9 protein-coding genes are annotated in these 12,231 nt (G+C 54.7%); 3 read left to right on the top strand and 6 right to left on the bottom strand.

The features are described 5' to 3' along the window. Nucleotides 1-44: 44 nt before the first annotated feature. The 6 genes from Q363_RS05715 to Q363_RS05690 all read right to left on the bottom strand — a co-directional run bounded on the left by Q363_RS05715 (nucleotide 45) and on the right by Q363_RS05690 (nucleotide 8,668). Nucleotides 45-1,286, bottom strand: a complete 1,242-nt coding sequence (locus Q363_RS05715; RefSeq protein WP_035348544.1) for an HlyD family efflux transporter periplasmic adaptor subunit — start codon at nucleotides 1,284-1,286, stop codon at nucleotides 45-47. 24 nt (nucleotides 1,287-1,310) lie between these two features. Then, nucleotides 1,311-1,583, bottom strand: a complete 273-nt coding sequence (locus Q363_RS37835; protein WP_245632058.1) for a YtcA family lipoprotein — start codon at nucleotides 1,581-1,583, stop codon at nucleotides 1,311-1,313. A 5-nt stretch (nucleotides 1,584-1,588) separates the two neighbouring features. Continuing rightward, nucleotides 1,589-3,010 (bottom strand): TolC family protein, encoded by a 1,422-nt coding sequence (locus Q363_RS05710; RefSeq protein WP_425387626.1) that lies wholly within the window; start codon nucleotides 3,008-3,010, stop codon nucleotides 1,589-1,591. Between the two features lie 206 nt (nucleotides 3,011-3,216). Then, on the bottom strand, nucleotides 3,217-4,152 hold the full coding sequence (locus Q363_RS05705; RefSeq protein WP_035348539.1) for a hypothetical protein: 936 nt from the start codon (nucleotides 4,150-4,152) through the stop codon (nucleotides 3,217-3,219). 890 nt (nucleotides 4,153-5,042) lie between these two features. Next, nucleotides 5,043-5,654: a response regulator gene (locus Q363_RS05695; RefSeq protein ID WP_342667392.1), complete on the bottom strand. Its 612-nt coding sequence runs from the start codon at nucleotides 5,652-5,654 to the stop codon at nucleotides 5,043-5,045. Nucleotides 5,655-5,671: 17 nt separating this feature from the next. Further along, nucleotides 5,672-8,668 carry a sensor histidine kinase gene (locus Q363_RS05690; RefSeq protein WP_169746937.1) on the bottom strand — a complete coding sequence of 999 codons (2,997 nt, stop codon included), beginning with the start codon at nucleotides 8,666-8,668 and terminating at the stop codon, nucleotides 5,672-5,674. Between the two features lie 837 nt (nucleotides 8,669-9,505). On the opposite strand from Q363_RS05690, the gene Q363_RS05685 reads away from it, so the two are divergent. The 3 genes from Q363_RS05685 (at nucleotide 9,506) to Q363_RS05675 (ending at nucleotide 12,128) form a co-directional block, all read left to right on the top strand. Further along, the gene (locus tag Q363_RS05685) at nucleotides 9,506-10,432 is read left to right on the top strand and encodes a hypothetical protein (protein WP_051978414.1); all 927 of its coding nucleotides are present in this window, start codon (nucleotides 9,506-9,508) and stop codon (nucleotides 10,430-10,432) included. A gap of 212 nt (nucleotides 10,433-10,644) precedes the next feature. Beyond that, the gene (locus tag Q363_RS05680) at nucleotides 10,645-11,019 is read left to right on the top strand and encodes a tautomerase family protein (RefSeq protein ID WP_035348533.1); all 375 of its coding nucleotides are present in this window, start codon (nucleotides 10,645-10,647) and stop codon (nucleotides 11,017-11,019) included. A 143-nt stretch (nucleotides 11,020-11,162) separates the two neighbouring features. Beyond that, entirely contained in the window at nucleotides 11,163-12,128 is a 966-nt protein-coding gene (locus tag Q363_RS05675) for a 2-hydroxyacid dehydrogenase (RefSeq protein ID WP_035348532.1), read from the top strand. Nucleotides 12,129-12,231 lie beyond the last annotated feature (103 nt).

The following is a 12,231-nucleotide window of genomic DNA, read 5'->3' as shown; positions in this document are numbered from 1 at the left end:
AGCTACAAAGCCACTTGGCTCAGGCGTCGACTTAGCGTCGGTTGTCATCGATACCTACTGCCCGGAGAGCCTGAACCGGATGCGCGTACGATGACCATCGACGAGGTTCCCATGCGAACGAGATCTTCAGGCGGTTCGCTAATCTGGATTCGGACGGGGAACCGAGACGCCAGATGGACCCAATTAAGTGTCCGCTGCACGTCGGGCAGACCTGAACTCAGCTTTCCTACGACGTCTTCATCGGGTGTAACTCCAAACCCTACGCTATCGACCGTTCCAGCAAGGGGCCGATCTGGCTCGGACAAAACATATACTTCCGCCGGCATGCCCGGACGGATGTATTTCAGTTGGGTTTCACGGAAGTTCGCCATGACCCACCAGGCTCTGGTGTCAATCAGCGTAAACATCTGTTGGCCCGTGTGGGCATAGGCTCCTTCGGAGATCGTAAGGTTCGTGACGCGGGCGTCAAACGGGGCATAGATGCGGCAATTGTTCAGGTTGTATTCCGCGACCTCGATCGTCGAAGTTCTTCCGGATCGCTGCGCGACGAGCGGATCGAGGGTTGGGATGCTGTGTTTAGAGACCTGGACCTGCTGGTGGCTCTGGTCCAGGGCTGCTTTGCTTTGCTGGTACCGCGCGAGCGCCGATTCCAGGCCGGCTTCCGACACCTTCAGCTGCGAGCGTGCCTGTTCGACAGCTTGGCGGCGCGTCGCCTCTAGCGTCTTTGCCTGATCGACCTGATCGACAGTGACAAATTGCTCGGCCAAAAGGGGTTGAATACGGCCGAGATTGCTGCTTGCGTAGTTAAGATCCTCCTCGGCCCTGGCAAGTCCAGCCCGTGCATTCAGAACCGAGGCCTTTGCCTCCTCCACGGAAGCCGCATACCTCGAGACGTTTGCATCTGCAGTACGCGTCGCGGTCTGTGCGACTTCGACACTGGTAGTCTGGGCGGCGATGGTTCTCCGTTCATCTTCGATCTGACCCTCGAGTACTTCGCGTTCCGACATTGCATGTTCGAGCGCGTAGCGGTAGGGCCGGTCATCAATCTCCATGAGCAGGTCACCTTTATGGACGAACTGGTTGTCCTTGACGTAGAGCTTGACGATTGGACCCTCGACCTGAGGAGCAATGCCGATAAAGTTTGCGAAGACCTCCGCGTCGTCCGTCCGCGGGTTTGTGCTCACACTATGCAGGCAGATGGCGCCAACGATGAGTGTGTACACAATAATGCCGATGCTCAGGAGTCTCCCTGCGAGCCGCTTTGTCGTCGATTGTTCGTTCGTCATAGGAGTCTCCGTTCAATAAACGCCTCAGCGGAAAAAGATCAACCAAGTAGTCAACGCAAACGACAAAGCAACGCAGGGATAGATCAGAATAGACGGCTTGATCTCCCGTTCAAGACCGACGCGGCAGAGTAAGCCTCGAATGCAAACAGCGAAGATGATGCCGGCTACAACACAGACGAGCCATCCTGGAAAGAAGGATCCTTCGATATTGAAGGCCGGTGCCCGCTGACAGCCTGTCAACAAAAACGGTGTGAGTGAGACCAATAGGATGACGTTTGCTTTCGATGTAAAACGCATTCGGTTCATGGTTGTTGGGCTGCCTTTCTTAAGGCAGTGCGCAAAAGGTCCCCACTCCGGAACGCAAGGTTTGAGAATTGAGTGAGGACTTGTGCCCGGGCAGCGACGTCTGCGGAACGCGCTTGGGCCAGAGTGCGCTGGGCCGCTACCACGTCGAGAAGACTCCGCACACCGAGGTCATAAGATTTGAGCGCCGCTACATAGGACTGTTCTGCGGACAGGAGCAGAGCGGCAGCGGCCTTTCGTTGGCGCTGTGATGTTTTCAGGCTAGAGTAGGCCGTCCAGACCTCGTTCGAAATCTGGTCTTTTGTGGCGTCTATCTCCGCCTTCGCTTGAGATCTCTGTGCTTTGGCTTCGGCAATTGCATGTTCACGGCGTAACCCATCGAAAACATTCCACCGTAGTGTCAGACTCACATTCCAGGTCTCGCCACCAGCATACGTTCCTGGAAGCAGATCCTGTTGGCCGTAAGCGCGCTGCAAACCTCCGAGACCGGAGAAGGAGAGCGAGGGGAGGTAGTCGGATCTCGCTTGCTCCAGCGAGGCGTCGGCGGCTCTCATATTGGCGACTTGTTCCATCAAGTCCGGGCGCTGCCGCAGACCGCGATCAATGACATCCTCGACGCTTTCGGGAAGTTCATCAGGCACCGTGAGCTGATTGAGCGGTTGAACCTGTAGCGCTGTACTCGGTGGAAGACCTAACGAGGTAGAGAGGTTCCCCAAGGCAATTTCCCGAGCGCCATCGGCGGCCTGAAGGTCGTATTCGGCCTGCGCCGTGGCCGCTCTCGCCTCGAGGACGTCAGGAAGCGTTGCCACTCCATTCTTGAGTCGAGCCTCCGCATCCTTCTGAACGGTCTGTGCGTTCGCAAGCGTGGCACGCGCAGCTTCGAGCTGTCCAAGCGCGTTGAGGAGAAAGTAATAGCTGGAGCTGGTCTGGTAGATGAGTCTCCGATGGACGTCGTTGAACGCGAAGTCGGCACCGAAGAGCTCGTTTTTCGCTGCGGCAATCGCGCCACTCCGCTTACCAAAGTCGAAGATCAAATAATTGAGATTCAGCGTAGGCTGGAAGAGCCCGATGGTTTGCCGGTGAAACTCCGTCCCAATCAAAGGTCCATTACGCCAGGTTGAGGCGATAGCGACCGCCGCAACGGTGGGGTACAGGGCGGACTCTGCCATACCGACCTCCGCCAGCTTAGCCTTTGCATTCTGCCACGCCACGCGAGTGTCCGGGTTGTGAAGTTCCGCGAGGTTAATCAATTCGGGCAGCGTGTATGCGTGAGTCGGATCAGTCGTGTACGCCTCGGCTTGAGTGGCTCGGAGAGAATGAGCAAATTGAGCCTGGCGCTTCTCGTTTGTCCATGGTTCGGTAGGTGACCGGGAAATACTCTGGGCATGCGTGCTAGGGAAGTGGCCGAGCAGCAGAGACAAAAGAAGTATTTTTCTCGTTCTCGTCCATGCTCTGCCGTCTGTCGTGTCCATCGCTGGCTGAATCTTTCCTTGCTTGTATGCCGCCTTCGCTACATGACCCCAAAGTGGGGCGTCGGTCCGGTCTAGCTCGTTCCCGCATGGGAAAAGTCTGTTGGAGTTGATCCCCCTGTCCCAGGGAGGTAGTGCCGGTATGCGGTTTGTCCCAATCAATCATTCGTTGGCCGGATGCGGCATACGAGCGACGATGCAATTCGCTCAGAGACTGTGGAAAGATCTTGCAGATCTTGCTCCGTTTCGATCCGTTCAGACCAGATCTGAAATCCGTCGGCAGGGTCAACGGCCCTGGAGGTAATGCGCAATAGGTTGTTGTCGTGGCGCACCGTACCTTCGAATACGATCTGAACGTCCAGAGTCCGAGCCAGAGAACGAATGTCCATAGCTTTCGCGACCAGGGGCGCTACTGAACTTGCGGCGATTACGCGAATCCCATCTGTGCGGACCAGTTCGTGAATTAAGTCATCGGTAATCAATTGAGCACAAATACCAGACGCGGCGCTGCCAGAAGCGTCTAAGAAAGGCAGAACAGCTATGCGGATGCCGTCTCCACCAGTAAATCGTTCACGGGGAGTGGATTCTGTGGCAGCAAAGTTCACATGTCTATGTTTATTTCGGAACGTGGGCACATAGCTGCCAAGCCGATAGTGGATAGAAAGTGGGTCGTTCTTGCCAACGGATTCGTAGTATTCCTTCAATTTACTTCGTAGCCGGCGAGCTTCTCCGCGCACAATCGAGTCTTCACTGGGCCGATAGGAAGTCGGGCGGTCGTACACCTCCGTGCCGATTAGATACTCCTTGAGCATCCCCCCTTCGCCCGCCATGGTTTTGTCAATAGTGAACTGAAGAAATCGGCCTAGCCGGTCAGATTGAATAAATATCGAACTCTCGAGAATTCGAGAGAGTTCATCACGAATCGCGTCTTCGGAGATCGTCTCATCGCTCTCGGCTTCGGTCGCAAAGGAACCTTTTTCTATCACATCTGGATCGGCGAGGCCGTTTCGAACTCCGGAGCAGCGAACCCGAGGTCTGAATACTGCTCTCACGCCCACCAAATCACGGCTCTGCCGGTCATCTGCATCAATCATCTTCGCTCTCCTCGCTTCGCTTTGTCCGGTTTCTCGGAGTATTCATATCCGCCGTCTCTCTTGTTCCTCATTCCACGGATATAGGCTGGACCGTGTCTAGTTCGACTCCGTATGACTCCGCACTCTCATTGGCAGTCTCCGTTGAGGCGCTGCAGTCTCAACATCGTGAAGGTGAGCTTCGTTCTTCTTGATCTAACTCTTTCAGGGTCTCTTTGCATTATTGTTGCCTAAGTTCTATCGCTGCTGACCGAGCGTTGCCGTATCACGCTTCCCTAATGGCGAGTCTCGCATCGGTCTCCGTTCCCAACAAGCCCATTTGGAGAGGCTCTGCCATCATTTTGGGTAGGTGATGTAACTAAAATGTGGGCAGGTGGGGTAACTAGATTTAGGTAGCGGTAGGTACTGTTTAGGTCAAAAAAAAGTCTCTCGAGTGGAAGTTACTTCACTCTGTCTCGCACGCTGATGCGCTTCCATCCAAAAAGGCGAGCATCGACCGACCAGCCCCCTGGTCCGAGAAGTGCTAGCGCGGCGCCAAGAGTTCCCATCACGACACAATTGCAGGAATTCGCGGGTTCGATGAATGCATGCCAGAAGGCAATGATCGCCAGCAGTGTGCCGGCGACTGGGGTCCACAAACCCGCCAGCAGGAGAAGTCCTATGCAGGTCACGAGCATGTCTAACATAACTGGCCCCACAGGCGGGCGGCCCCGCAACGAAGTCAAGCCGCAAAAGATCAAAGCAAGGCCAGACACTATCCGCAACAAGAGAAGACCTACGCCGGGCGCCCCATGAGCGAACGTGGAGAAAAGTCGACGCACCTCATGACCCTATAATGTATGCAACTGAGCAACAACCCCAAAAGGCTTGGAAAAGTCACCCTTTTGGGGGCTTTAGGCATCGATGATTCCACGTCTCAGTCCGATCATGGCGGCTTGGGTACGGTCTTTGGCGCTCAGTTTGGAAAGAATATTTCGCACCTGACTCTTCACCGTGTCTTCGCAAATGGATAGCAGAGCTGCAATCTCCTTATTGGAATTTCCATCGGCAATCGACCGCAACACGCGAACTTCCGCCGGTGTGAGGGCATCCTCGCTGGCGTGTTCAGCAAGCTCGTAGGAGGCCTCGGGAGAAATATACTTTTTCCCGGCGTGGACGGCACGGATCGTGTCCAACAGCTCTCTATGCAGAGTATTTTTGAGCAGGTACGCACGTGCGCCGGCTTTGACCGCGCGAAGGATCTGCGCATCTCCAACATATGTCGTCAGAACAATGATTCGAGCCTCGGGAAACTCACCGCGAATCGCGATCAACGCATCGAGGCCGTTCATTTCCGGCAACTGGAGGTCCATCAGCGTGACGTCCGGATGGTGTGCGCGAAACTGTTGAATCGCTTCGCGCCCGTTAGATGCTTGTGCGACGATGCTCATGTCCGACTGGCTGCTGACCAGCGCCGTAACTCCGTCGCGAAGGAGGGGATGGTCGTCTACCACGAGAATCCGCATCCGGCTGGTAACATCACTCATCGTTTTCCCTCCTGGGCTTTCCTGAAAAATCTTTCCGCGAACCAAGACCGGGGCAGCCCGGATGGCGTATACGCATGGGCTGCGGGAATGATCAGCTCCACCTCGGTCCCTGAATCCCGTTCGCTCCATACGGTGAGCTCTCCACCTAAAAGCTTTGCCCGTTCTCGCATACCTCGCAAGCCGTAGTGTCCTTCGCGCCCATCGTCACTGAGAAGTTTCGGGTCAATGCCTTTTCCGTCGTCGCGCAAACGCAATCGGATCTGCCGCTGGTCATACCGGATTTCTATTTCGATGTGTTGCGCGTCGGCGTGCCGAAAGGAGTTTCGTAAGGCCTCGCCAGCAATCCTGTAGACTTCGTCCCGCGTCACTGGGTGAAGATCGCGCGGCGCGCCTTCCACCTCAACATGAAATACCGGAGCATTTGCATTGTGGTTTGTTCCATCAACTGCGAGTTCTTGTCCGAGCGTGTCCAAGGCAAGGGCAAGGTCATTTGTCACCGTCACAGACGACCGCAAATCCTGCACGGCGTCACGACCTTCCCTGATCGCTTCAACAGCTTGATCGATAGCACTGCCTAGTTTTTGCTTGCCTTCCTGAGCGCGCGTCGGAAGGAGGTCGAAGACCACCTGGAGATGCAACAAGAGTCCTTGAAAGCCCTGTAGCAGCGTGTCGTGCAACTCCCGTGCGATGCGTGTCCTCTCGCTCACCCGCTCTTCCAGACGCATGCCGTATTGCCGTGCCAACTGCCGCAGCCGAAGCTGATACAACCCTGCAACCGCTACCAATAAGAGGATCACGCATAGCGAACGGAACCATAGCGTCTGGTAGAAAGCCGGCAGCATCGTGAACTCCGCAGTGGCAATTTTGTCTGACCACACGCCGTTCGTATCTGACGCCTCAACGCTGAAATGATAGGATCCGGGAGGAAGGTTGCGATAGGTAACCGGAGTGGCCGCAGCCGCTTCGTGCCAGTGCTTGTCTGTTTCCTGCAGCTTGTAGCGGAATCGGATGGCCTCGGGATCGGAGAGGCTCACTGCGGTGTAGCTGATCTGCACGCTCGACGTATGGGCTGGTAAAGAGAGACGAGCGTCGGGCGCGTAGCCTTTGTCGTCGGCTGAGACCGACTGGATGGTGATCGGAGGCAGCACTCTCCGTTTTTCAGAGTAGGTTGTTGGATCGAGCCACACTACTCCGTTGCGCAACGCGAACCACAGTCGGCCATCGGTGCCCTCGATGGCGGTTGGAAACGGACGCGCCTGGTTGGCAATCCCTGAAAGTCCCTCGCGTATGCCGAAGTGCTCGCCCTTGATCCGATACGCAGAATCTTTCAAAGCTTCGGAGATCTCCGCCTTACGGATATGGAAGATCCCTGAAATCGCGTTGAGCCATAAATCTCCCTCGGGTGTTTCGACGATTCCAGAGATTCCGCGCAGCCATTTGTCATCCACAGCGGCGATCTTGCGGAAGCGTCCCTGATCAAACTGCTCCAGCCCAAATTCACCCCCGATCCAGATCTCCGATCCTCGTCCATAGATCGCCGTGATATTGCCCACTTGAAGATCATCGCTCGGACCGAATCGACGGACCCGATCGCCATCCAAAACCGCCAGCTGGCTCTTCGTATAGCCGAACCACACGCGGCCAAGGCTATCGGTGAACGCGATCATCATGGCCCCTGTCTTTACGAGGTCGTCGCGGCCACCGTAAGGTGTCCAACTGCCATTGGCTAACCGGTATAAACCGTGGCGGCCGAAGGAGACCCATATTCCTCCTTGTCGATCCGCAGTAATCGTCTGCAGGAATCCAAATTGGTTCACCACCTCCGGGGGAAGGTTCACTCGAACGAAATCGTCTCGGACAAGATGCCAAAGACAACGTTCCCCGGAGAACCAGAACGTCTTGTCAGGTGCGCGGTAGGCGAATGACGATATCACCTGCGGGAGACGACGCTCGGCTTTGCTGCCCAGCACGTGATACAGGTCTGCTATTACAGATTCGCCACGCGTACCGAAACTGATCCAGACCGCCCCATTGTCATCAGCAACCACGGCGAAATCCGAACTCTCCGATGTTTCTTTCGGGAATTCCTGTCTGATCAAGGGGGTGTAGAAGAATCGATGGATACCCCTGGTGTCTCCAAACCAGATATTTCCTTCACGATCCACCAACTGTGCCATCTGAAAAGGGTTTACGTTATAGGTTTCAGAGATAGCTGGGGACGCTTTGTTCTGGACATCACGCAGGCTGTCTTTTGGAAGGCGCATCACAACCGGCTTATCCCAGGGTGAGATCCAAATACTGTTGTTTCGGTCAACCATTTGAAGGTTTTTGCTGATAACCGGGTAAGCAGGCGGCCTCTCATCAGAACCTTTGCCGGAGTCGGACGCACGTGGGGCTACGGGCGCGGTCAGGACAGTTCGATCCGGCTCCCAGGTGAAATTCTCTCCTAATAAATTGCTGCCCGCTGTTTTGAATCGTCCGGTCCCCGGCATAAGGCAGATAAGGTCCTTCGGGGCACCCGTACTGCCCACCAACGCCCAAAGTATCCCCTCTGAATCAAATCCAACCTGCGTGACGCGTCCGGTCGGAGCGTTCCACTCAATCCCGATATGCTGCCACCCCGAATGATCGAATCTCCATAGACCACTGGATGTGCCTGCCCATACAATTCCATCCCGATCCTGAGTAAAACCGTAAACACTTCCAATTCCGCTCGCATAATTGGTCACTCGCCCCTTATCCAGGAAACTGAAGCCTCCGAACGTGTAGCCGATCCAGAGGCCACCAGACGGCGGTGCGAACAACGAGTAAAGGTTGTTCGAGAGGAGCAGATCGCCAAACGGCGAGCTGAATGGTTCGAATCGCGTTCCATCAAAGCGAAATAGTCCGTTGGGGCCGCCCAGCCAAAGGAACCCGTCATTGGTCTGTGCTAAACACGTGATGTCCGCAGGCGCTCCCTCTTTGAAGGTCCAGGAGTCGTGACCCACCTGCACGTTCGCTAATCGAAGTGGTTGTCCAAAAAAAGAAGAGACGGAGGTAACGATCATCAAGAGAACAAGACAGCATAGCTGCGAGGCTGCGACGCAGGTTGAGCTTGCGAAGGCGTCGCAACTTCTAATGGGAACAAAGGACCCCCCTTCTTTATGTGTTTTCCGCACAACGCCCACATATTACTCACATTCCATCTCTGTTGGCGCTTTGCCTCAGGATGCCGAGAGGAAAGAAAATGGCACCCGAGCCAGCTCGGGTGAGAACAATGCCGCTTGTTTGTTGCGACTTTAGGCCAGCAACAAGCAGAGTTGACTCGACGCGATGAAGTCGCTCGCCTGGCTCAACATAACAACCCAACAGAGATGACAACTGCGTAAGCAACATCAAGAGGTGAAACAACCTGAAGAAGGTACCGAGAGAGAAAGACCCATTCTTCGGGAGCTCATTTTTTCAACAGCAAGTTCCTGAGTCAGGAGTTCGTACTCCGTGACGTCCATGGCAGTGCCGAATGTCATAAACCACATGACAGCGTGAGAGTAGCAGTTGCACGGCAGCGAAACAATTACATGTTCCTGTAATAGAACTAAATCCTGTGGATACTCCAACCCGGCTTTCAAGGCGAAAAAGCCGGAGTAAAAGATCGCACCCCATGGATAGGCGTACCAGGTAGACGCCGGAAATCAGGTCGAGCGTGGCTCGCAACTGCACTTAAGGGAGCGATTTGGACTCGGAAGCCTTGACGCGCATTTGGCTTATCAGCGATCACCGGGAGCTAACTGTTGCTCACGTTCCCTTGGCTTCGCGGAAGTGCGAATCTCGCGGTTGAGCCAGGAGGAACAATGGGACAATTTCAAAGATTATTCTCGAACCGAGCCGCGAACGCCTTGGAGGGAGGGACATGCAACGACTCAAAGCATTTGGCCGCCGTCGGTGTGGAAGCATCGATGCGCGGCGCCTCGATACGGGCAATATGCAAAATCACCCTAATGAGTTTGACCATCATTGCCAGTGTCCAGCCAACTCGGGCCCAGGAGAGTTCGAGTATAGCCAAGCAAGCGCAGAATCCGATCGCACGTTTAATTTCAGTCCCGTTCGAGAATGACTTCAATCCTCAAACAGGGATTGACAAAGAAGACAGCTACGTTCTTGAGATGAAGCCTGTCGTCCCGTTTACTCTGTCGAAGGATTGGAATCTTATTACGCGGACCATCGTTCCGGTGATCCAAGTGCCCGACCTGGCGCCAGGAGTCAACGGAACAACCGGACTAGGAGACGTCAGCCTCTCGCTGTTTCTATCGCCGGCAAAGGCTGGCCCTATTATTTGGGGCGCAGGACCAATCCTGTCTTTTCCTACTGCAACACAAGACATCCTTGGTACGAAGAAACTCAGTGTCGGCCCTACAGTTGTCGCATTGAGGAGCCAAGGACATTGGTTATATGGAACGCTGGTGTACAACTTGTTCTCCGTGGCGGGACCATCGGCGCGAAAGGATGTCAATCAGATGCTGATGCAGCCATTCGTGAACTACAACCTTCGTCACGGGTGGTACCTCACATCCTCACCGATCATCACCGCAGATTGGGAGAAACAACGAGCTGAACGGTGGGTAGTGCCCGTCGGTGGCGGAGTTGGAAAGATCGTCCATTTTGAAAGGCTGCCTGTGAACATCTACACCCAAGTTTTTCGAAACGCTGAGTACCCAGACGGGACGACACACTGGTCTGCAAGATTCCAAATGCAATTTCTTTTCCCAAAGAAAGGGTGATCGATTTTCTTCGAAAGAGGTAAGGGATGAGAGCAATCCAAATTCGATCGACAGGGGAACCTGACGTCCTCGAATTGTGCACAGTTTCCGATCCTGTGCCTCAGGCGGGAGAGTGCTCGTCCGGGTTCACACCTCCGGGAGGGTCGGAGAACGACAGGAAAGCTTGTGCTCTCGATTAACAACTAAACACTTAGCCATCGGAGGGAACGAAAATGCCTTTATATACCGCGATCACGGAAGAGGGATCCATATCAGAGGAAATGAAAGCGGAAATCGCAAAGGAGATTACACGGATACACAACGGGGTTATGAAGGTCCCCGAAAACTTCGTCCGAGTGGTCTTTCTCTCTTATCCAAGGGGGGCCGGATATACCGGTGGGGACAGGGCTTCGACTGGGGCTCTAAATTGCATCCTGCGAAGTGGACATGCCGTAGATGAAAAGGCGGAAATGCTTAAGCAGTTGTGGGCTATGTTTCAGAGTCTGACCGGTATTGCAAATGATCAACTCGCGATAAGTCTTCAAGAAATTCCCTCAAGCAACGCGATGGAGATGGGAAAGATCATGGAAACGGTAGGACACGAGTAGATGTCCCTTCCATTATCTCTTCGGTTGGCTTTGTTCGTAGCCGCCGTGAGCTAACCGTTGCTCGCGTTTTCGGTTCGGTGGATGCTGGCAATATTCCATGTCATAACAGATGAGAACGACAAGCTTGTGGGAGAACACAGTTCATGAAAAAGCCAGTGTTGGTGGTGACGTCGCATTTCGTCAAGTCAGTTGAGACGCGGATCAATAACGAATACGAGGTCCGACGCAAAGGGGATGGAGCATCCTTTACACGTGAAGAACTCCTCACCGCCGCGGATGGCGCAGACGCAATCCTGATCACGCCATTCGACAGGCTCGATGCAGATTTCTTCAGACGGGTCTCACCCTCCGTCAAGGTAATCTCAACGTATTCCGTTGGTGTAGACCAAATCGATATGCGTGCTGCGGCGGAACGAAATATCGCAATTGGATACACCCCTGCCGAAGTGACCGACGCAACGGCGGACATAGCGATGTTGTTGCTGCTTGGCGCTAGTCGCAGAGCATTCGAGGCACAGGATCTGGTCAGAACCGGTGAATGGACCGTCCCTCGCGCGGCCGCACTTCTGGGCTGGCAGGTGACAGGAAAGACCCTCGGAATTCTGGGTATGGGACGAATTGGTCAGGCTGTTGCGAAGCGCGCCCGGGCATTCGGCATGAAGATTCATTACTCAAATCCGCATCCGCTTCCAGCGGAAGAGGCGGACGACGCTGTCTTTCATGCCGATCCCTTGGAGCTTCTCGGTGTAAGTCACTTCTTCAGCCTGAATGCCCCCGAGACGGAGAAGACCCATCACTTCCTCAATGCGCGAACGATCGCCCTTCTCCCGCAAGGTGCGATTGTGGTGAACACTGCCCGGGGTGGCCTGGTTGTTGATGAAGATTTGATCGCTGCTCTCAAGAGCGGCCACCTTGCTGCAGCCGGTCTCGACGTGTTTGAGGGAGAACCAAAGCTCAATCCCGGCTATGTCGAGCTCAAGAATGTCTTTTTGCTACCGCATATCGGCACTGCAACCGTCGAGAGCAGGACGAATATGGGCATGGTTGCACTCGACAACATTGATGCTGTGCTGAATGATAGGCCAGCACCATCATTGGCAAAGGTTTAGGCATCACCGATGTGCAAGGGCCCGCCGACGGCGGGCCTTTGTCTTTTGTGCTCATGCTTCGTGATCGCATATGAACCCAAAGCATTCGAGGGCTAAGGCTAAC

It is taken from the genome of Edaphobacter aggregans DSM 19364 (assembly GCF_000745965.1).
Taxonomy (GTDB): domain Bacteria; phylum Acidobacteriota; class Terriglobia; order Terriglobales; family Acidobacteriaceae; genus Edaphobacter; species Edaphobacter aggregans.
The sequence above is the reverse complement of the archived record's forward strand: the minus strand, read 5'-3'. Positions and strand labels throughout refer to the sequence as shown.

Bases quoted from the DNA above. Each gene is read 5' to 3' on its own strand.
- Q363_RS05675 (WP_035348532.1), top strand. From the start codon at position 11,163: ATGAAAAAGCCAGTGTTGGTGGTGACGTCGCATTTCGTCAAGTCAGTT.
- Q363_RS05715 (WP_035348544.1), bottom strand. From the start codon at position 1,286: ATGACGAACGAACAATCGACGACAAAGCGGCTCGCAGGGAGACTCCTG.
- Q363_RS05680 (WP_035348533.1), top strand. From the start codon at position 10,645: ATGCCTTTATATACCGCGATCACGGAAGAGGGATCCATATCAGAGGAA.
- Q363_RS05705 (WP_035348539.1), bottom strand. From the start codon at position 4,152: ATGATTGATGCAGATGACCGGCAGAGCCGTGATTTGGTGGGCGTGAGA.
- Q363_RS37835 (WP_245632058.1), bottom strand. From the start codon at position 1,583: ATGCGTTTTACATCGAAAGCAAACGTCATCCTATTGGTCTCACTCACA.
- Q363_RS05695 (WP_342667392.1), bottom strand. From the start codon at position 5,654: ATGCGGATTCTCGTGGTAGACGACCATCCCCTCCTTCGCGACGGAGTT.
- Q363_RS05685 (WP_051978414.1), top strand. From the start codon at position 9,506: ATGGGACAATTTCAAAGATTATTCTCGAACCGAGCCGCGAACGCCTTG.